Raw genomic sequence first — 21,354 nt, forward strand, 5'->3', positions numbered from 1 at the left:
ACATTTGTGTTCACTCTTTTTCTGAATTTGCACGTCTTTTAAAAAACTAGTCATTTGTCATTTATCCTTTGTCCTTTGTTAAGGATTAATAGACTAATGACTAATGACTAATGACTAATGACCAATGACTAATGACTAATGACTAAAAATCCCAAATCTAAAATCCCAAATCTGTTACTCCCTTGGCTGGATGCTCTAGCAATTACAGCTTGGGGCATTTTGATGTTGAGATATTGGCTAACTAACAAGCTCAACCTGTTGATTCACCCAAATTACTTTGGGTTGGTGATTGTGGCTGGTATCAGCTTCATCATTATTGGTTTGTTCAAGATGCAGGAACTTTGGCAACGGCGTCGCCGTGATGTGACGCCAAATACCCAGCATATTAGTTTATTTCCCCCTGGTTGGGGCAGTGCTTTATTGTTGACTACAGCGATTCTCGGTTTTATGATTACACCGCAAGTTTTTGCTAGTGACAAAGCACTGCAAAGGGGTGTGACGGCTGATTTATTGGGAAGCACACGCGTCAAACCCCAAGCCTTTCGGGCTACTGTTCGCCCAGAAGAGCGATCGCTTGTAGACTGGGTACGCACCGTCAATGTCTATCCAGAACCAGATTCATATACAGGACAAAAAGTTAAAGTACAGGGATTTGTCATTCACCCGCCTGATATAGGAAAAGAATATTTGTTTTTAGCACGATTTGTCTTAACTTGCTGTGCAGCAGATGCTTACCCTGTGGGATTGCCCATCAAATTACAAAATAATCAAGAGCGTTACTCCCCTGATACCTGGCTGGAAGTCGAAGGACAAATGGTTACAGAAAATTTTGCCGGAAAACGCCAACTTACTGTTGCCGCTACATCTCTCAAAAAGATTCCTCAACCGCAGAATCCTTATAGCTATTAGTCATTTGTCCTTTGTCCTTTGTCATTTGTTAATGCCCAATGCCCAATAACCAATGATTAAATCTAAAGCATTTATCCAACCACTGGATCGGATAGCGATCGCCCTAATACTACTGCTGAGTGTGCTGATTGGGTTAATCATATTGCAAGGCGATGTGGTGACGGCTCGTGTCCGGGAATTTACTTGGCAAAATCAACAAATCGGATCAGAAGATAACTCCTTCACCCTCACCTTCAGCCGTCCAATGGACATCAAAAGCGTTGAGGATAACTTGAAAATTGATCCACCCCTAGCAGGTAAATTCAGTTGGGCTGGACGGCGGATGGTTTATACACTATTGACACCAGCACCCTACGGCACGAATTATAAAGTGCAGTTGCAGCAAGCAAAAGATAAGTTTGCCCAGCAAGAAGGCAAAAATCGGGTGATACAGCCCTTTGTAGGTAGCTTCCGCACACGCGATCGCGTCATCCTTTACATCGGAACCGATCAACAAGAACAGGGACGGTTAGTTCTTTACAACTTGAGTCAGGAGCAAAAAAAGATACTTACCCCCAAAGACCTGATAGCAATGGACTTTGAGTCATTTCCTGATGGGGAGAAAATTTTATTTTCGGCTCGCACCACTAAAAACGAAGACTTACTTTCCGCTCAACTGTACACAGTGACAACAGGCGTTTCTGGTAAATCTGGAGAAGAAGCAGAGCCAGCAGGCAAAGTTGACCTGATTTTAGATAGCAAAGATTATCAAAATCTGAAATTTGACCTATCACCCGATGGGCAAACTATTGTCATCCAACGGGGAAACAAAGCCAATCCCGGCGACTTTGGGCTATGGTTTATGTCAGCAACTAGTGACGGTTCAGCAGAAAAACCCGCCCTCAAACGTCTGGAAAGCCAACCGGGGGGAGACTTTATGATCACACCAGATAGTCAAGCCGTAGCAGTTGCCCAAGGACAGGGAGCAGCAATCTTACCACTGCAAGGTGATGCCAATAAACCCCTAGATTTTCTGCCGCAGTTTGGTTTGGTACAGGCTTTCTCTAAAGATGGCTCTCAAGCAGCAATGGTAAGATTTAATACAGATTACACGCGAGATTTGTTCTTAGTGACAAACCAAGGTGTGCAGAAACAACTATTAAAAACAACAGGCTCAATTCTCAGCTGCCAATTTGACATCGCCTCACCCACGCTCTATTGCTTGCTGACACAGCTAGTATCCAAGGAACAATACATAGAACAGCCTTATGTAGTGGCAATTGACCTAAAAACCGGGCAACAGAAGCCATTGCTAGTATTGCCTCCCGATCAGCGGAATGTGCAAATGAGTTTATCTGCCGACGGTTTGGGTTTGTTATTTGACCAAGTAGTACCAGAGACAAAACCGACAGCATCATTACCCACAAACACTTTGAAAACTGATGAGGGAGATGCGATCGCTACCAGTAGCCTATGGTTAATGCCTCTGTTGCCCATTGCCGATGCTGCGACTGTTGAAATTAGACCAGAACAACTCCCCTTAGCCGGGTTTCGTCCCCGGTGGCTACCTTAAGAGATTGACACTCTCCGACCTGAAGGTGCGGAGATTCTTAAGACCTCACAGCCTTAATATCCTGCTTGCACAGGTTCCCAAACTCACCACGAAGGCTCAAACGAGCGTGGTGATACCGCCAGTGCGGTCTTGGGGAAACCCCAAGACCGCACTGGCTCACCTTTTGGGCGTTTAGCTGCTTACAGCAGCAAGTTCCGGGGAGTCCCCCCGTACTATTTTAAAAGCTCTATCTCTGATAGTTTTTGCAGCACCGATATCGGCGTGTTCGTGATGTCCGCATTCTGTACAAATGAACTTCTCACCATCACGATTAGACTTATCAATATGTCCACATTTTCTGCATTCTTGGGATGAGTGTCTAGGGTTAATTTTAATTACGACTTTTCCAAGCTTTGCAGCGAGATACTCAATCTTTAAAATCAACTCACCCCAACTTGCATCAGAGATAGCACGGTTCAAACCTTTCTTTCTCGATTGTCCGTTCTTTAAGAACCTACCAGTACTTTCATCAGTTTTTACCCTACAACGCTTCAACATTGTCCTGATATTTAAATCCTCTAACGCAATAGCATCAACCTTTCTAGATACTATCTTGTTAGCGATATCCCACTGGTAAGCGACTCGTTTATCCGTAATCTTTTTGTGAAAACGCCCTAACTTCCTAGCTGCCTTTTTGCGATTTTTACTACCCTTGATTTTTCTGCTAACTCTTCTCTGTCTAATTTTCAGAGTGCGTAAGGATTTCTTGTTGGTTGAAAACTTAGGATTATCAATTTGATGTCTGTCGGAGAGATGGACAAGTTTTGTTATCCCTAAGTCGCAACCAAGGATAGAATCAACTTCATTTAATGGTTTTGATAGGTAATCTGGAATGCTTTTATCTTCAATCCTAATCGAGACGTACCAACCATCTTGACGCTTGCGAATTGTTGCAGCTTTGATGGTAAATCCATCTGGTATCAAGCGGGAATTGAAAAAACCCATCCACCCTAGTTTAGGAAGATAGATTTTACTATCCTGAACTTTCACGCCCATCTGGTAAGTGAAAGACGTAAAGTTACTGCGGTTTTTGAACTGAGGAAAGCCGCGACCTTCTCGTTCGCGTAGCGTTCCGCAGGAAAGGGAGACGCTACGCGAACAAAGAAGTTTTTGTATGCAGCATCAAGACGTTTGACATTTTGCTGTAGCACTGTAGAGTCAATTTGACCAAACCAAGGTCTAGCTTTCTTTAACTCTGGCAATGCCGTTACTTGGATATCTCCAGCACTGCGTCGTGGGTTTTTAAGTTTCCCATCCAAGTTATGTTTGGCATCCTTCCAGGGTTCGCCACTTGCACCATTCTTGCTCACAAAACAAGTGAGTGGACAAGCTTCTCCCCTAGTTCTGATATCACAGTAGTCTCCCTGAATAAATTGCTGATTATATTGGGCTATTCTGTCAGCTAAACTCCAGTTGTAGGTAGAGCGAAGCATATCTAGCCATCCGTCCAATTTATCCGACTGAGTGACGTTGGGGCGCAGCTTGTAGGCGTAATTTGTTAGCAAATACTATCACCTCCCGTTGTTGATTAGCTTAGTTAAATATACACTACATATATACAAAGAACAATCAGCAATTATAGAAAATGGGAAGTTTTTCTCCAGATGAATACAGACATGAAAGCAATGCAATATCACTTCTTAACTATCACTTCGTTTTTATACCCAAACGCAGAAAGAAGGTATTGGTAGACGCAATAGCACAGAGATTACAGGAAATCATCTGTGAGGTTTGCATTGAATTTAGGTGGAGAATTATTGCAATGGAAATTATGCCTGACCACGTTCACTTATTTTTGAACGTGAAGCCAACAGACAACCCATCCCAAATCATGAATAGGATTAAAGGACGGGCTTCTCATCACTTAAGAAAAGAGTTTCCAGAACTGCTTAAACTCCCAACTCTATGGACACCCAGCTACTTTGTTTCAACTGCTGGCAATATTTCTACAAAGAACGTAATAGAGTATATAGCACACCAAAAAGATTAAAAGTCAGAACACCCTTTCATGGTGCTGTTAGCCTTCTCCCAAGGGGAGACGCAAGTGCGAACATCCCCTGCCTGAAGTACGAGATACGGTGCTTACGCACCTGTCTCTCAGGGGTTTTCGGCATTTTCCTTATAATTCGTGGGGTTTCCTCTCTCCCCTCTATCTCTCCCTATCTCTAGAGAGGCGAGATATGGGCTTAAATTCTTCCTTGTCCTCTTCTTTACCTATGGTGTACATACAAGTCTTTTGACTCGCGCCTTAGTTGCATCGACTCGCGCCTTAGTTGTATCGACTTGCGCCTTAGTTGCATCGACTCGCGCCTTAGTTGTATCGACTCGCACCTTAGTTGTATCGACTCGCACCTTAGTTGCATCGACTCGCGCCTTAGTTGTATCGACTCGCACCTTAGTTATATCGACTCGCAAAAATTAATTTACCCTACGTTACGCAGTAACTTTAAAAGATTTGTGTGTATACGGTAGCCTTTGCAAGGAAGGATTAAGAGAGGTAATAGGAGAAGATCAAAAGGCATTAGACTTGTGTGTACACCGGAGCCAGGGCTATTTCAGACTAGGCATAAACCGCCCAAAACTAAAGTTCCTTTTCTTATAGCTAAAGTCCGTTAAAACGGACTATAACATGAGTCTCAGTCGTCTTTAGACGAATGAGTGCTATTAGACTCAGAATTTATTCTGAGGCGGGCTAGATGAGAATGAAATAGCCCTGACACCGGAGCTTCTTGACGTAACAGAGGATCATAGTGTTATAACGGCATCAGTCTAGATCCAAAATAGGGAACACCAATTGATGATTAATTGTTGGTGCTTGGAGAGAGTTAAACTTAGCTTCTAGAGCAAACCCTGATTAGACACAGTTAATTGATAAGCAATGCTAATGCCAGCACTGCTGAATATTTTTAGGCAGGTGGGTCAAGAGTGATGAATGAAGCTGACACCTCAAATAAGGGGGCTGTGATCGAATCCCTAAATTCTGCTAATTCGCCACAATCAGAGCAGGCGAGTTGCCCCTTTTACTCAGTTGTGCCTAATGACAATATGGCAGTTAGAAAACTGCCACTCCTCATGCCAGCTGAAGATACACAATTTTCACAAGATACCACCCAGCATGACTGGGTTGCAGAGCCGGAAAGCGGCAAACAAGCACTCATTGACTCGGAATTTCAGAACCTGCTGGCATTGAACGAAGAATTGCGTGCAGCTAACAATAACTTGTATAAAGAAGTGGAGCAGCTAAAAGATAACCTAGCTGAGTCTGAAAAGGTTTTGCAGTGGCAGAAAACGCGCTCCAGCGTTAGTGAGTCGATGCTCAACCAACATATTCAGGAATTGGCTGCGGCTCAAGAACAAACAAAGTCCCTATTTCAACAATTAGAAACTGCTGTACAAACTGTTCAACGCCAGGAACTTTTTATTGATAGTTATAAAGCACAGCTACAAATTAGCCAACAACGCCTTGCCCAGTTAGAGCGAGAATGTACGTTGCTACACACTAACAACACCGAACAGTCTCAGCAGCTATTGCAATCAGAAACTGCTTGTCGGGAGTTACGTACTAGACTTATGCGACAACAACGCCAGACTTTGCAATTCAAAGCAGCTTTGGAAAAATGTTTAGATACATCGGTTCCCGGCTGTGACTCCCTAGACGATACTGCTAAACATCCTAAAGATATAACTAGTGCACAAGGAAGATTCTCTAGAAAAGCTCGGTCTTTGTTTCCTAACGTCCAGCCAATTCAACCTTGGTCAGCAGAACCAGAATCATTGACTGATAATCTAGATAATTCTTGGGGTGAACCCTCAGCACCACTCCCATTCCAAGAAAATGAACCTACTCCGACGCCATCATCTTCTTGGAACTGGACAGTTAAGAAAGACACGCCAATACCAACACAACCCGAACCATCTCCAGAAATTGACGATTCCCCAGATATAGCGGAAGTTGTTTCACCTTTGGGTTCATCAAATTTAGATCAGCAATTAGATAGTCTAATCCAAATGTTTTTCACCTCCCAGCCTGCATCGGCATCACCACCGCCTGTTGTGAAAACGGATGTGGATAGTAATCTACCTATTTGGGAGACTTTAACAACAATCCTAGAAGATGATGAGGAACACTTGGAAGCAGAAATTACTTCTCCTGCAACTACCTCCACTTCTGAGACGACAGATTCCGTACTCTCACCAGACGATAACTTACTGGTTTCCTCTACTTCACCTCACACCGACACGCCTGTTGAAGAAAGTGAAGACTACTGGTTAGAAATTTCACAATTGTCCTCAGAGTTATCAGGTGATAACACGAATGATGCCAATTCACCTTCACCGGTGGTTTATCCCCAGCGTCCACCCAAGGGGCGTAAGTCATTGGCATCTGTGGAATTGCCAAATTTCCGCCCCAAGAGTTAGGAGTGCTGAGTTGAGAGTGCTGAGTGCTGAGTTAAGAGAAGAGTGCTGAGTTGAGAGTTAGGAGTTGGGAGTCAAGTGATTAATGCCCAATGCTCATCAAAAATGCTGTTAGCGGATAGCTAAGGTTTAGCCCGTACTGAGTTAAGAGTGCTGAGTAGGGAATCTCACTTTTTTACTCAGCACTCTTAACTCGGAACTCGGAACTGTTTTGCCCAATACCCAATGACTAATGACTAATTCTTGCTTCTGACTTGGGAATTATGGCTTCTGGGCTGATTTTTACTACTTGAGCGCGCGATCGCGGTTTGCCTGTGGCGATCGCATAATTAATCGCCAACAGCCACAGCCATAATCCCGGATTCCGGGGTTCCAGCCAAAAACCTATCCGACTCAAGAAGCGCCCAAACCACGGACTCAGCAAAGCACTAACTAGGGCATGACGACCGAAATTGAAATAACTACCAAGCCATCTGAGCAAATCCCTTGGCCCAGCCAGTTCCCAAATCCATAAAAGCAAGGCAGGATTTTTACTAGCTGCTTTGATTGCTAGGCGGTTAAAGGTTAACCAATCACACCGATCTTTGATGAAGTTATCTGCCACCTCTAAAGGTTCGTCTGCTAACAGCCCAAAAAAGGTATTGAGCATGGAGTTAATTCGTTGCGGTGGTAAAAACTTACCTGTGGGCACCATCATCCCTTTGGAAAATAGCCAAGTCACTGAAACGTTGCTTTGGTAGGCGCGAATTTGGTTCAAGTGGCGGAAACTCAACAAGTCATGTTTGAGAGCAGTATCTAACAACGTTGTCAAGCGCTCTAAGTTGCGAACTAGGGAACCAAAACCGGTGAAAACGAGGGGAGACTGGAGTGATGCGGCATCACCGATCGCAATCAATCGATCAAAGGCAACTGTGCGATCGCGACTTCCCACACTAAAATGCCCCGGTATATACCCAAATGTCGGCTTTTTCCACACCAATTTGTCCATGTCGCACCTGCGATACTCTGGCAAAATCGTGAAAAAGTCCTCGTACATCTCTAGCAAGGAACCGGGATTTTCAGCATTGACTTCGTGGTAATGAAATAAATAAATTGTCAGTTCTTCATCTGCTCCAGGAAACAGTTCCCAAATCAACTGCCTTCCCCGCGAAATATCCCCATGACTGTAAAGAACGTCTCCATATTGGGAATCCCATACTCCCGGCTCAAATCCGCTCTCAATTGCCGCTCCCACTGTCGGACATACACTATCAAAAGCCCGACCCCCATTTAATTGCCAAGCGATGGGGGACGCAGTACCCATTGCATCTATTAGCAATCGTCCACTTACTTGCTTCTCAATCTGACTCGGTAAATGCTTGACTTTCAAAAAAACTTGTGATATATCAATATCTGCACGGATAAATTCTGTTTCATCCCAAATATCACCGCCTGCCGCTTGCAATTTCTGCCCACACATTTGCAGCCATTTTTCGGAATCTAAGCCTAAATTTAGGACTGTGGGTGTGTGGAGAACAGGCGATCGCAGTTTGGCTGGATTATTAGCATCAAAAAACTTATTGAATCCGTCTTTGTATTCCCTGGCAATGATGGTTTCTAACTCAGCGGGGGTGACTAAACCCAGATTAACCAAGCTTTGAATCTCATCGCGGGAAATATTCCATTCTCGGTTCATCCGCCCAAAGGGCATTCGTTCCACCAGCAAGACTTTATATCCGAGTTTTGCCATCAGTGCTGCATGAATCGCCCCTAATGCGCCACCGATATAAATTATGTCGTATTGGGCATGTAGCATAGGGCATGGGGCATTGGTTGTTTCTGTCCTGCTCTCCTGCGAAAACACTACTTGACGCGGCTGCTGCGGATTCCGTACCCCTTCGCGCCATCGTTGTTCCCACCAGTAGGCACGTATTAGGTCATATTCCCCGTTGGGCATTTTCTGAAAATATTTGACCGTCAAGGGATAAACAGAGGCTAGTGCTGCAAAAATCGATTGCTGGGATAAATCAATTGCTGGCGGTTCTGGGTAATGACACGGAAAACGGCTTCTGATTTCCTTGGTCAGCCGTTGCAGAATTTGCTCCTCTTTGGGAAAGGGCTGTTCTGCCCAACGAAACACTTTCAGATATGTAGTTCGTTGTACTGACCAGACAAATACAGAAAGTTCCGCAGGCAAGTTTTCGGAAATAGCCCCGGTAGCAGTCGTAGTTGCAGTGGGGATTTTGAGGCGAAAGCCTTCCGAGGTAAGCACTTTTTGTCCATTTCCGGGTTCAAAGTCTGTTTGTAACCAGTTACGCACAGTTGCTATATCTGGAGTTGGAACTTCTAAATAAAGGATTTCTCTCATCTTTATCCTGACATATCCGATCAATCTACTTACTCAGACAGATTTTATGAAGACACAAAGTAAAGTAAGCTCCACCCTATTAGTTTGGTAAAGATTCAGTGAAGAAATTTTAAGAGTTTATCAAATTTATTATTCATTTTGTATTTCTCTAAACCCACGCCATGAATTATCCCATTCCAGACAGTCCCCAGGAAATTGTTGCCCTGCGACAAAAGCCCATTGATGCAGAACTAGTTGCCAGTGCGATCGCTGGAGTCATTAAAATTGTCCGCGCTCAGGGTCAATCTTTGGAAGAATTAACCGCTCAGTTGCTAGCAGATGATCCACTGCTGGATCGGCAACAACGTCGCTGGTTGAGCCAATTAGTTGCCCAATCTTGGGAAAAGTTCTCTTAAAACCTTGCATAGGATCAAATTTTGGTCGCAGCATGGGATTTTCAGGTCTGCACCTAAATATTAGCGATGCCTGCGGCGGGCTGCGCCTACACATTTTAGGTATATGAGTAACGATAATTGTCAGTATTATATTGGCAATTGATTTGCTATTTTTGCATTAATGACACAGAAGCCACTAAATTAACCATATCAGTACTAGGCACTAGTCAGGAAAAAGGTAAAAGTAATTGCTTTTACCTCTTTTAACATTAGTGCGATCGGTTGAAAACGACACAAAAAAGACTGAGGCGTAAATTTCAGTACACTACATAGTGGTTTTTGTCAACGAGAAGCTTTCAAAGCCGCTTCTGCTTGAGAGTGCAACAACAAACCGTATTCCAAGCCCTCTACCACCGCTTGATAGGAAGCCGCCAAAATATTCGTGGAAACCCCTACCGTCGTCCAGCGTTCATGACCATTGCCTGATTCTATCAACACACGGGTTTTCGCCGCAGTGCCCGTATGTCCGTTGAGAATCCGCACTTTGTAATCTGTCAAATCAAATTTTGCTATTTGGGGATAAAAGTTCACCAAAGCCTTGCGTAAAGCCGCATCCAATGCAGCAACGGGACCGTTACCTTCCGCCGCCTCCAAAATATTCTTCCCCTCAACAGCGACTTTGACCGTAGCTAGGGCGTTACTAGTTTCTTTACCCTCAATCAAGTCACAGTGGACTTGAAAACCTTTGACTTCAAAAAACTTCTGACGACCTCCCAAAGCTTCGTGCATCAACAGTACAAAACTCGCCTCTGCTGCTTCAAATTGAAATCCTTCACTCTCTAAATCTTTGAGACGCTGGAGAATTTCCTTGGCCTCTGCCTTTTGCTGATCAAGTTCAATCCCAAAACTGCGGGCTTTGGCTAAAACATTGCTGAGTCCAGACTGTTCCGAAATTACGATGCGGCGAGAATTTCCGACTTGTTCCGGCTGAATGTGTTCGTAAGTTAGGGGATTACGTTCTACGGCTGATACATGAATACCACCCTTGTGGGCAAAAGCCGAACGTCCCACAAAAGGTGCGTGTTCATCTGGTGCGAGGTTGACCACCTCACTCACAAAACGACTAGCTTCTGTAAGTTGTGTGAGCTGGTCTTCTGTGATACAACTGTAACCCGCCTTCAGTTGTAAATTGGGAATTAACGAACAAAGGTTAGCATTACCGCAACGTTCACCGTAACCGTTAATTGTACCCTGTACCATCGTTGCCCCTGCCATAACGGCGGCTATTGCGTTAGCAACTGCCATTTCCGAATCGTTATGAGTATGAATTCCAATTTTAGGAATTGTCCTTTGTCCTTTATCATTGGTCATTGGCTCTTGACTAATGACCGAGGACAAATGACTATTGACATCTTGAACAATTTGGCTAATTTCGTGGGGTAAAGTACCGCCATTGGTATCACACAGGACTAGCCATTCAACACCAGATGCGATCGCAGCATCTAATGTCTGTAAAGCATAATCTGGATTGTGCTTGTAGCCATCAAACCAATGTTCGGCATCGTAGATAATGCGACGTCCTTGAGAACGGAGATACTCAATCGTGTCGCTAATCATCGCCAAATTTTCTTCTAATGTCGTCTTGAGTCCGGTTGTAACGTGTAAATCCCAAGACTTGCCAAAAATCGTTACCCAACGAGTCCCCGCAGCCAAAATAGCCTGTAACATCGGTTCCGTTGCGGCAGTGGTGTTGGGGCGTCGAGTCGAACAAAAAGCCACAATTTCAGCAAGTTTTAGCGGATCTTCTTGAAGTTGCCAGAAAAATTGTACATCCTTAGGATTGGCACCAGGCCAACCGCCCTCAATGAAGGGAATTCCCAGTTGATCGAGTCTCTTGGCAATACGTAACTTATCTTCTATGGATACTGATAGCCCCTCGCGCTGAGTGCCATCCCGTAGTGTGGTGTCATAGAGCCAAAGTTGAGGTGACGAAATTGTGGTCATAAAACTGAGACTGACGAGACAACTTTCGAGGCAATGTGTCAATATACAACAAAATGCCAGTTTGGCAATTTAAAAATGCCTAATGTACTAGCTCAAGGTAAAACAATTGAGTGCGAACAGGGTAGCAATCTCCGAAATATTTTGCTGCAAAATAGTATTCACCTCTACAATGACGGTACTAAGATCATAAACTGTCGGGGCATTGGCAGTTGCGGTACTTGTACAGTTAAAGTAGAAGGCAAAGTATCAGCAGCGAATTGGCGTGACCGAGCGCGGCGATCGCTTCCTCCCCATTCTCCTACAACAGACCTACGTTTAGCTTGCCAAACTCAGGTTTTAGGCGATGTCAAAGTGACAAAGTTTGATGGATTTTGGGGACAAGGTTCTCGAATAGTGTGGACACCAAAAGGTTAAAAAGGAGTAAAACAAGATGGGTAGATGGACACCCTTAATTTTGATGGCTGGAGGTTTAGCCATTCTGCTTGGTACATTACTAGGCATCAACTTTCCGATGGGCGTACAAAGCGCTAACAATCCCGGTGGCAAAAAATCACAAGTCCTGCCAGCTAATATCAATGTTAATAGCAGTGCTGGCAGCAAGAATGATGAAAGTGCAACTGAAGGAAATGAAACAACTGAAACAAACCCAACTAGGCGCGGTATTGTAGCCCCCAGACCTGATAACAGGAGCAGTGTTGCCCAAAATTCTGATGATTCAACATCACCTTCTGACAGTACAACAGAGGGCAATACAGATACTTCAGGAACAAACACATCAAGCGATACAAATCAAGGCAACGAACCAATTCGAGCTTTGTGGTAACAGAAACAGTGCTGAGTAAAAAGTAAAATTAATTAATTGCACGGGCTAAACCTTAGCTATCCCCTAACAGCACTCCTGAGGATAGATCCGTCTTTAGTTACGAGTTATGAGTTATTAGTTATGTACTAATGATAAATGACTAATGACTAATGACTAATGAGATTGTAATTATTGGTGGCGGCGTTATTGGTTTAGCGATCGCCATTGAACTCAAATTGCGCGGGACAAGTGTCACCGTGCTTTGTCGTGACTTCCAGGCTGCCGCTACCCACGCCGCTGCGGGGATGTTGGCGCCAGATGCGGAAAACATCACTAATGAGGCAATGCGTTCATTGTGTTGGCGATCGCGTGCTTTATATCCCGACTGGACGCGCAAACTAGAAGAACTAACTGGCTTAAATACTGGCTACTGGCCCTGTGGTGTCCTCGCACCCACCTTTGAGGAGGCAGGGGAGCAAAAGAGCAGAGGGGATCTTTCTCCCTCATCCCCGGCTTACTGGTTAGACAAAGAAACAATTCATCAATATCAGCCAGGATTGGGAGCAGAGGTAGTTGGTGGCTGGTGGTATCCTGAAGACGCACAAGTTGATAATAAGGCTCTAGCTCGCGTATTGTGGACGGCGGCTGAGTCTATTGGGGTTGAACTCAAAGACGGCGTTACAGCAGACGCATTTTTACAGCAGCAGGGGCAAGTGGTTGGCGTGCAAACCAATGCTGGAGTAATTCGCGCCGCGCACTATGTTTTAACTTCCGGTTCTTGGTCAAATGAGTTGTTACCATTACCAGTACGCCCTAGAAAAGGACAAATGCTGAGTGTGCGGATACCGGAATTTGTGCCGGAATTGCCTTTAAAACGGGTTTTGTTTGGGCAAGATATTTATATCGTACCGAGACGCGATCGCCTGATAATTGGGGCAACAAGCGAAGACGTTGGCTTTATCCCTGACAATACCCCAGAAGGCATTCAAAGATTACTACAAGCTGCCATCCGGCTGTATCCGCAACTAAAACATTATCCCATCCAAGAATTTTGGTGGGGGTTTCGCCCAGCTACTCCCGATGAATTACCCATCCTTGGAACTAGCCACTGTCAAAATTTAACCCTTGCTACTGGTCATTACCGTAACGGGATTTTACTTGCACCCGTAACAGCAGCATTGATTGCCGATTTAATTTTGTCACAAAAGTCTGACCCCCTACTTGCTGATTTCCACTATTCCCGTTTCCACACTAAGCCATCTACCTCTACCCCGATGCTGACTCACTCTGCCAATTTCTCCAACGGGCATCACCCCGCCATATCCCCCCATCAATCCCCACTGATTATCGCTGGCAAGACCTTCCAATCCCGCTTAATGACGGGAACTGGTAAGTATCGCAACATTGAAGAAATGCAGCAAAGTATCGCCGCCAGCGATTGCCAGATTGTCACCGTAGCAGTCCGCCGGGTACAAACCAAAGCTCCTGGACATGAAGGTTTAGCTGAAGCCTTAGATTGGACAAAAATCTGGATGTTACCCAATACCGCAGGTTGTCAAACTGCTGAAGAGGCGATTCGGGTGGCGCGTTTGGGGCGAGAAATGGCGAAATTGTTGGGGCAGGAAGATAATAATTTTGTCAAGTTAGAAGTAATACCTGACCTTAAGTATTTACTCCCAGATCCAATTGGGACGTTGCAAGCAGCAGAACAATTAGTTAAAGAAGGCTTTGCAGTATTACCCTATATCAACGCTGACCCGATGTTAGCCAAGCGCTTAGAAGATGTAGGCTGTGCTACAGTAATGCCTTTGGCATCGCCAATTGGTTCTGGACAAGGGCTGAAAACAACTGCTAATATTCAAATCATCATCGAAAATGCCAGTGTGCCGGTGGTGGTAGATGCTGGTATTGGTTCACCCTCCCAAGCTGCTCAGGCAATGGAATTGGGAGCAGATGCTTTGTTGATTAATAGTGCAATCGCTCTTTCTCAAAACCCAGCAGCAATGGCTCGGGCGATGAATTTAGCAACAGTCGCCGGCCGTCTAGCATACCTTGCTGGCAGGATGCCCATCAAAGATTACGCCAGTCCTAGTTCTCCTCTGACTGGGACAATTACTAGTTAGGGCATGGGGCATGGGGAAATTTTATATGTTTAAACCACATCTATTTTGAGAATCATAGTTTTTAAAAGTAGTGGGAGCATCTTGATCCTGGGAGTAGGGGGCAAGACTTCGGCGTGAGCGCTCAGTCGAACGCTGCCCGCACTACTCCAGGTTTCAAAATGCCCAATGCCCAATACCCAATGCCCAATGCCCAAATGTAACGATTTGTCTGGAGTTTGAAAGCTGATTTAGTACTTATGTAACATTAAATCAATGATAATTAAGATAAAGGAATTAATTCATGCCCTATACAAACGAAGAAGGCGGTCGTCTAAATAATTTTGCTCAGGAACCAAAAATTTATCAAGCAGAACCTCCCACCGCAGGGCAAAAGCGAACCTATATTATATTAGGAATACTTGCCGCAGCTTTGGTTGGCGGCGTGATTTTCGTCGGCTTCTTTGTTTCCCAGAGCAGTTGGGCATAAAATATTTTAATAAAATTTTATCTTTATAGTTATTCAGGTTCCGATTTTAAGAGGGGCCTGCTTTTTTATTTTTTGTTAAAATTGAATTATTAATAAAAGTATAATTATATACTCTAATCCTCATAAACCTGAAAGGCTCAATCTATCATGAGCAGCATAACATCCACTTAAAAATCATTTTAATTATGAGATTTTCATCTCACTTTGATGCGTCCAGAAAGTTAATACATATTGTGTTTTGGCTCTTTAGCCGCCATGAGCGTGAATGATACTGCACACAACGATAATTTTACTTGGAATCGGCAAGTATACCAACGCCTAAAACTTGCCTTAAGTCTTGGCTTACGCCGTCAACTTTTTTTAGCGGTCTGTGATGATTTACACTTGAGAAATCAAGTAGCGGCACGCTTGCATTCTATATTGGCCTATCCTGTTGGAAAAGTGCTATGTCAGCCATCAAATGGCCAGGAAAATAGCACTCCAGCTTATCCGCGATTAGTCACATTGCGTTTGAATTTAAACGATCCCAATCCCATAGTTCAAATAAATCAATGGTTAGCTAATTATCCACCGCCAATTTTTGCAGTATCAAAAGATAGCCAAGGAAAACCTTTTCCAATACCAGCATTTCAGATTGTCGGTGTGGAGCAGCTAACCAAGCAACCAGTATCGATACAGCGTTTATTTTTGCACTATCTCCGCTTAAGCGAGCAATATTTCTCTACACAAGAATCCAGCCGATTTTTAGAATCTAATTTGCTGCTGTGGATACCGCGTCCTTGGTTATCTGCCATTAAGCAATCAGCACCACAGTTTTGGCGTTGCCGGACTGGCATATTTGTATTTGCCGGAGAACCCACACCAGCAACTCTTAATTCGGGCTATCCAGAACGTTTTTCTAGTTCAAAAAGCTGGGATTTAGGGAATATTGAGCAGTCGATTCTAGATGAATTAGTTACCCAAACAGAATTGAGAACTGCCACTGCCGAGTTAAAGTTTGAGAATAGTTCCGATTTTTCAGCCGAAACGCAAGGGAATAGCGTAGACAAAATCCCAGAAGCTTCACCATCAACAACCGATTTATTCAAAAATGTGCCACAACAGCAAGAATCTACTATTAGGTCTGGTAGTGGCAGTAATAATCAATCGTTGTCGTCTTTGTCTCATATTAGCAGCGAATTAACGGAGCTAGTAATAGCAACAATCAACACAAATATTGCTCAAGATACAGGAGATTACTTGCAACCGCAGGAGATTTTATTAGAAATTGAAAAATTACACGGAAAGCAAGCTCCAGGGGAGTTACTGGCAGAAGCTTATCATCGCCTGGGCACTTTATACCGCCTTCGCATTGAACAAGGAGAGTCAACTTTAGAAAACCTGATGGTAGCAATTATTGCTTATCAGGAGGCAATTAGTTATGACGAAACTTCACCGCAACTCCCGGATATCTTGAATGACTTGGGTACGCTTTACTGGATGCTATACCGCACACCACCCAATTCTGAAGAGGGACAAACTTACATAGAGCAGGCAATAGAATTTTATCAATTGGCGTTAAAGATGATTTCGCCAGAGACACATTCGGAAACTTACGCTCGTGTGCAAAATAATTTGGGGACAGCTTATGGTGATTTAGCTCGTTTTTCTCACCCATCTGAGAATTGGCAACAAGCAGTTGTAGCTTATGGCGAAGCACTCAACTACCGTACAGTCGATATGGATTCATTAAAATATGCTGCTTGTCAAAACAATTTAGGTACTGCTTACTGGCATCTAGGGCAATATAATCAACCGATTGTGCATTTAAAGAAAGCGATCGCAGCTTACAATGAAGCATTTGTACACTACAATTCCGAACAGGAACCGCTTCAGTATGGCATGATTCAAAACAATATCGGTACTGCCTATTGGAATCTAGCACAATACGAACAACCTGTCCAAAATTTACAACTAGCTATTGATGTCTATAGCGAAGCTCTTAAATATCGCACCCCGGCCAATGTTCCTAGCGCCTGTGCCGCGACACAAAATAATCTGGGTACTGCCTACTGGCATCTAGCAAATTTATCTCAGACAACTAAAGAAGCACGGCAAAAATATCTGCAATTATGCATCAGTGCTTACGAAGAAGCTATAGCTTTGGCTCATTCACTTAGCAGCACTTCTTTAAATTTTGATTTGTTTGCCTCTCACAATAACTTGGGACTGGCACACTATCAGCTAGTAATAGATAAGTCTTACAATGGTGACAAAGCAATACGTTCTCAACATCTAGAAGTAGCATTAGACAACCATTTGCAAGCCTTAAACGGATTAAGTAAACAACCAGAGGCTTATCAAACAACTTTCGCTTATATAGTGAAAACAATTCGTGCTTTTCATAATGAATTAGGAATACAAGGACAAAATCTAGCTTTATCTAAAGTTCCCAGCCATCTGTTGCCGGAGATTCTATCAAAATTGTAGTTTTATCAACTCTCATAGGAGTTATAGCGGTTCTCCGTGAGTGTTTCAATTCTGAGGATGCCCATTTTTCCATTATCCACTACCCGTAATTACTGTCCCACTGCAAAACTATACCTACCAATCCTTTTAGCTATTTTTAAGTAAGTTGTAGTTTTGTTAAGAAAGATCCGGGTAATGGATAGGACTTGGAGAGGGACAGGTTTTGTGTAGTTCAAGGCAGGGAGAGGTTCGTCGAACTCACGTTAAGTTTCCAACCCTACCAACTGCATTTCTAACTACTAACTTGCGATTCAACTACACCTACGGGACAAGAAACATTTGTCCCTCCTAAACCACAATACCCGTTGGGATTTTTAGCGAGGTATTGCTGATGGTAGGCTTCGGCGTAATAAAATTCAGGTGCATCCAAGATTTCTGTAGTAATCTTGCCATAACCTGCACCGTTGAGAGCTTGCTGATAAGCTGACCGCGATGCTTCTGCTAGCTGCTTTTGACTTTCGGAATATACATAAATTCCCGAACGGTATTGTGTGCCAGCATCATTACCTTGGCGCATTCCTTGGGTGGGATTGTGGCTTTCCCAGAAGACTTTGAGCAGTTCAGAATAACCAACCACTTGGGGATCAAACACAACCAACACTACTTCATTGTGTCCGGTTCTTCCACTACACACTTCTTCATAGGTGGGATTGGGTGTAAACCCAGCAGCATAACCGACTGCGGTAGTGTAAACTCCTTTAAGTTCCCAGAATTTGCGTTCTGCACCCCAAAAACAGCCCAAGCCAAAAATTACCTTCTCTAATCCATCGGGATAAGGAGGTTTTAGAGGATTCTTGTTGACATAATGAGCGGCGGGTACTGACATAGATTGTGCCCTTCCTGACAAAGCTTCGTCAGGCGTGGGTATAACTTCCTTTTTGCCAAATCCGAATAGTGCCATTGATTTTGACTCTGATATACATCTTTACCTTATTTACTATTGTAAAGATTCTAGCGATCGCTTGGGGTTTTCTGAAAATCCTCGCTGGACTTGTTTGCTCTTTCATTAGTCAATGCTATTCATCAAGGGAAACTTAGCATCAAAAAATACTCATGGATAAAATACCAAAAATTGACCGTCAAAGGGAGCATCAAGCGAACGAACGTACTTTTCTGGCTTGGCTACGCACCTCCATTGCATTGATTGGCTTTGGTTTTGCGATCGCGCGATTTGGTATATTTCTGCACCAGCTTAGTATTATGATTACTCAACAAGAATCTCCGGTACAGCCATTATCCAACTCGGAAAATTTGGGTCTGGCTTTAGTAATTTTTGGAATTTTGACTATTGCGTTAGCTGCGTGGCGATACAACCAAGTTTTCTGGCAAATTGAACAAGGGGACTATAGACCAACTAGGTTAATGGTTTGGATAATGACCGGAGTAGTAATTATTTTGGGACTTCTCAGTATTCCTTTGCTCTTAAGACGTGATCAAGTACCTTCTCGTTCTCCTGTTCCAATTCAACCACAGTCCCGAAATTTGCAAAGATCAATCCCAAATCTCAATGTTAAAAAGGGGACAATTACTACTCAATACAGACAGATATATTACAACAATATCCCGAACTTTTTTAAGAAGTTGGGGATCTGAGTTTCTCATAGTCTGAAGACACTCAATTAACAGTAGCCTCAGAAATAACCGTCACACAGGCATTTACTAAAGGTAACAGAGGACCTAATTGCTCTTGTCCATTCACAGCTAAATCGCTGTGACACAAATAAACTCTCTCGGATACACGAGACAGTAAATCTGTCAAAATTCTTCGCAGTCTTTGTTCTTGTGCCAATTTCTCGTCTTCTGCTGTCCAAGGTTCGCCTAACCTGTCTCGTAGGAAAAACGGCGCACCAAACAAAGTCGCCGCGCCACCTTTCGCCCATAGAGGTGAACCAGCATCCAGCCAAAAATGCCAACGGTGCGATCGCCGACTAGATCGATATTGAAATATAGTTGCTAATGTGACAGCCTTTCTAACTCCACCAATAGGGCGCACAGGGTAAGCGTTAGCGGTAATTGTACCACGTCGCAGTAGTTGAATAAATTCAATAATAGTTGTGTGAGGCGTTGTCTCAACTGGGGCAATTTGTCGTAATCTGGTGTCAATTTCCCAGTAGTGTTGGGCGGTTTCTAATAATTCTCGCAGTGCTGCTAGTTGTTCGTAGGGGAGATTACTACCATTCCACAAGAAGCGCTGAATTGCTCTGTCTAAGAGGGAAATGGGGCTGGGAATTAAACGCAGTTCTTGTTGCGATCGCTGCTCTTCTAACCACTGTAATATTTTATTATAGGCTGTGGTCGCTGCATAGCCGATTCGATCCCAGCGCTCGAAGGATGATACTGGTAACAAGTTGGGGCGTGAGGGATGGGGTACAAAGCAATAATCTGCAATCAAACCAGCACGTACCGGGTCGATGTCAGTAGAGACGCGATTAATCGCGTCTGTTACAAGTGAGGAGTTTTCTGATACTTGTTGTTTCCGGCTCAATACAACCAGCATTTCTGCTACGGCATCCCGATCTACTAAGCGTCCCAAGCCGGGATAAACTAATGCCAGCATGGTGAGTAATGCGCGAATGACGGGTGAACTAATTAAAGGACGTTGGTCATTAAGCGATTCTACCTGGATATTTTGTTTAACGAGGATTTCTACTAGAGTATAACGAGCGATCGCATCTAAACCTGGTGCAATAATCACCACTTGCTCTGGTTGCACTTGCTGTAATTGGATGGCATTAGCAATAACTTCTGCTGTTTGTCGCAATAGTTGAGCGCGGGAGGTGGTTTGAATTGAATGGACAATCTCAGGTAAACTCAACACTACCATCGGTTCTGTGACTAATTCCACCATCTGTTTAGTAAGTTGCTCACCAAGGGACTCAGCAGGCGGACTGGTTAAAATTTCTACCCGACAACGCTCTGCTAACCCTTCTAGATAGTTGGGGTCTGCTCCCAATCCCAATCGCACTGCACCGTCGGGATTGTAGCTAAACGCCCCGACTGCACCTTGATCTAATAGCAACTCAAACAAAAGACGCGCTACGCTGGGATAATCATCTACATCATCCGCCAGTACTGCCTGATAGCGTTTAGTTAGGTGCTGCTGGTAATTGCGATCGCTTAACAAATATTTACTATAAAGTTCAGTAATAATGCCATAAGTCAGTAACCCCCTCTCTAAACACCAGTTACGCCAATCTAGCAGCAAAGATGCCAACAATTCCGGCTCTAAAGTTGTAGTATTTTCCCCCAGACCTTTGACCAAAATCTGGGCAATATTTTCACAAGGTACACCACTGTAAGCTGCTAATTGCAATAAGTCTAGGATGCGACGCACCAAGCGAGACTCATTCACTCCCGCAACACGTAAAATCTCTTCGTCTAATTGAGGACGCCAGAGTTTGGTTGCTAACTCTTGCTCTGTTTCTGGCCGCAATCGTACCGGAAATTGTGCTTTCAGGTTTAACGAGTTAATTAGCAACGGCCAAAATAAAATAACTTCATCCTGGAAAAAACCTAGCGGCGTCTTCGCACGAACCGGATATTTTCCCAAGGTAGATGTAACAATTATATCTCCTAATTCCCGACGGTTATCATCATTGGCAGCTAAAACTAAAACTCCAGGTTCTGTTTGCTTAATATCTAAAAATTCGGTTACATTACCGCTTTTTTTGCGTCCTGGCTTTTTAGTATAAAATGATTCAATATACTGGTTCTCAGGTTGTACCCAACTACAAAATTGCTCTACCAAGCGAGATGTCTTACCACTACGGCTAGTGCCAACAATCCAAACCGAATGAGAAACCATAAACTTTCT

At 43.8% G+C, this 21,354-nt stretch carries 17 protein-coding genes and 1 pseudogene; 11 read left to right on the forward strand and 7 right to left on the reverse strand.

Features of this window, described 5'->3' with window-relative positions; translation table 11 throughout:
• The first annotated feature begins 138 nt into the window (after positions 1-138).
• Both ACEW80_RS23260 and ACEW80_RS23265 read left to right on the forward strand, forming a co-directional pair.
• Complete coding sequence (locus ACEW80_RS23260) at positions 139-909, forward strand: TIGR03943 family protein (RefSeq protein ID WP_373528864.1); 771 nt, start codon at positions 139-141, stop codon at positions 907-909.
• A 52-nt stretch (positions 910-961) separates the two neighbouring features.
• Positions 962-2,461, forward strand: a complete 1,500-nt coding sequence (locus ACEW80_RS23265) for a hypothetical protein (protein ID WP_373528865.1) — start codon at positions 962-964, stop codon at positions 2,459-2,461.
• Positions 2,462-2,632: 171 nt separating this feature from the next.
• Here ACEW80_RS23265 and ACEW80_RS23270 read toward each other — a convergent pair whose 3' ends face one another.
• Together ACEW80_RS23270 and ACEW80_RS23275 are read right to left on the reverse strand one after the other, a co-directional pair.
• Positions 2,633-3,496: an RNA-guided endonuclease InsQ/TnpB family protein gene (locus ACEW80_RS23270; RefSeq protein WP_373528866.1), complete on the reverse strand. Its 864-nt coding sequence runs from the start codon at positions 3,494-3,496 to the stop codon at positions 2,633-2,635.
• Positions 3,487-4,005: a helix-turn-helix domain-containing protein gene (locus ACEW80_RS23275; RefSeq protein ID WP_373528867.1), complete on the reverse strand. Its 519-nt coding sequence runs from the start codon at positions 4,003-4,005 to the stop codon at positions 3,487-3,489. Before ACEW80_RS23275 ends, ACEW80_RS23270 begins: the two co-directional genes overlap by 10 nt.
• Positions 4,006-4,085: 80 nt before the next feature.
• Between ACEW80_RS23275 and tnpA the strand changes: the two genes are divergently transcribed.
• The gene (gene tnpA, locus ACEW80_RS23280) at positions 4,086-4,490 is read left to right on the forward strand and encodes an IS200/IS605 family transposase (RefSeq protein ID WP_373528868.1); all 405 of its coding nucleotides are present in this window, start codon (positions 4,086-4,088) and stop codon (positions 4,488-4,490) included.
• 224 nt (positions 4,491-4,714) lie between these two features.
• On the opposite strand, the gene ACEW80_RS23285 is transcribed toward tnpA, so the two are convergent.
• Positions 4,715-4,915, reverse strand: coding sequence for a hypothetical protein (locus ACEW80_RS23285; RefSeq protein ID WP_373528869.1), 201 nt, complete (start codon positions 4,913-4,915; stop codon positions 4,715-4,717).
• Positions 4,916-5,428: 513 nt separating this feature from the next.
• On the opposite strand from ACEW80_RS23285, the gene ACEW80_RS23290 reads away from it, so the two are divergent.
• A complete protein-coding gene (locus tag ACEW80_RS23290) occupies positions 5,429-6,919 on the forward strand; it encodes a hypothetical protein (RefSeq protein ID WP_373528870.1) in 1,491 nt (496 codons plus the stop codon).
• 226 nt (positions 6,920-7,145) lie between these two features.
• On the opposite strand, the gene ACEW80_RS23295 is transcribed toward ACEW80_RS23290, so the two are convergent.
• Positions 7,146-9,263, reverse strand: a complete 2,118-nt coding sequence (locus tag ACEW80_RS23295; protein WP_373528871.1) for an NAD(P)/FAD-dependent oxidoreductase — start codon at positions 9,261-9,263, stop codon at positions 7,146-7,148.
• A gap of 161 nt (positions 9,264-9,424) precedes the next feature.
• On the opposite strand from ACEW80_RS23295, the gene ACEW80_RS23300 reads away from it, so the two are divergent.
• Positions 9,425-9,658, forward strand: coding sequence for a hypothetical protein (locus tag ACEW80_RS23300; protein WP_373528872.1), 234 nt, complete (start codon positions 9,425-9,427; stop codon positions 9,656-9,658).
• A gap of 321 nt (positions 9,659-9,979) precedes the next feature.
• On the opposite strand, the gene cimA is transcribed toward ACEW80_RS23300, so the two are convergent.
• Complete coding sequence (gene cimA / locus ACEW80_RS23305) at positions 9,980-11,641, reverse strand: citramalate synthase (RefSeq protein WP_373528873.1); 1,662 nt, start codon at positions 11,639-11,641, stop codon at positions 9,980-9,982.
• A gap of 75 nt (positions 11,642-11,716) precedes the next feature.
• Between cimA and ACEW80_RS23310 the strand changes: the two genes are divergently transcribed.
• The 5 genes from ACEW80_RS23310 to ACEW80_RS23330 all read left to right on the forward strand — a co-directional run bounded on the left by ACEW80_RS23310 (position 11,717) and on the right by ACEW80_RS23330 (position 17,501).
• Positions 11,717-12,055, forward strand: coding sequence for a 2Fe-2S iron-sulfur cluster-binding protein (locus ACEW80_RS23310; protein ID WP_373528874.1), 339 nt, complete (start codon positions 11,717-11,719; stop codon positions 12,053-12,055).
• Between the two features lie 16 nt (positions 12,056-12,071).
• Entirely contained in the window at positions 12,072-12,464 is a 393-nt protein-coding gene (locus tag ACEW80_RS23315) for a hypothetical protein (RefSeq protein ID WP_373528875.1), read from the forward strand.
• Between the two features lie 149 nt (positions 12,465-12,613).
• Entirely contained in the window at positions 12,614-14,566 is a 1,953-nt protein-coding gene (thiO, locus tag ACEW80_RS23320) for a glycine oxidase ThiO (protein WP_373528876.1), read from the forward strand.
• A 280-nt stretch (positions 14,567-14,846) separates the two neighbouring features.
• Complete coding sequence (psb34, locus tag ACEW80_RS23325; RefSeq protein WP_373528877.1) at positions 14,847-15,032, forward strand: photosystem II assembly protein Psb34; 186 nt, start codon at positions 14,847-14,849, stop codon at positions 15,030-15,032.
• Positions 15,033-15,287: 255 nt separating this feature from the next.
• Complete coding sequence (locus ACEW80_RS23330) at positions 15,288-17,501, forward strand: tetratricopeptide repeat protein (protein ID WP_373528878.1); 2,214 nt, start codon at positions 15,288-15,290, stop codon at positions 17,499-17,501.
• A gap of 271 nt (positions 17,502-17,772) precedes the next feature.
• Here ACEW80_RS23330 and msrA read toward each other — a convergent pair whose 3' ends face one another.
• Entirely contained in the window at positions 17,773-18,441 is a 669-nt protein-coding gene (msrA, locus tag ACEW80_RS23335) for a peptide-methionine (S)-S-oxide reductase MsrA (protein ID WP_373528879.1), read from the reverse strand.
• 152 nt (positions 18,442-18,593) lie between these two features.
• Here msrA and ACEW80_RS23340 point away from each other — a divergent pair.
• Positions 18,594-19,028 (forward strand): annotated as a pseudogene (locus ACEW80_RS23340) (YidH family protein); the annotation flags it as partial.
• 127 nt (positions 19,029-19,155) lie between these two features.
• Here ACEW80_RS23340 and ACEW80_RS23345 read toward each other — a convergent pair.
• A complete protein-coding gene (locus ACEW80_RS23345; RefSeq protein WP_373528880.1) occupies positions 19,156-21,345 on the reverse strand; it encodes a recombinase family protein in 2,190 nt (729 codons plus the stop codon).
• Between the last annotated feature and the right edge of the window lie 9 nt (positions 21,346-21,354).

It is taken from the genome of Nostoc sp., from assembly GCF_041747015.1.
Classification (GTDB): domain Bacteria; phylum Cyanobacteriota; class Cyanobacteriia; order Cyanobacteriales; family Nostocaceae; genus Nostoc.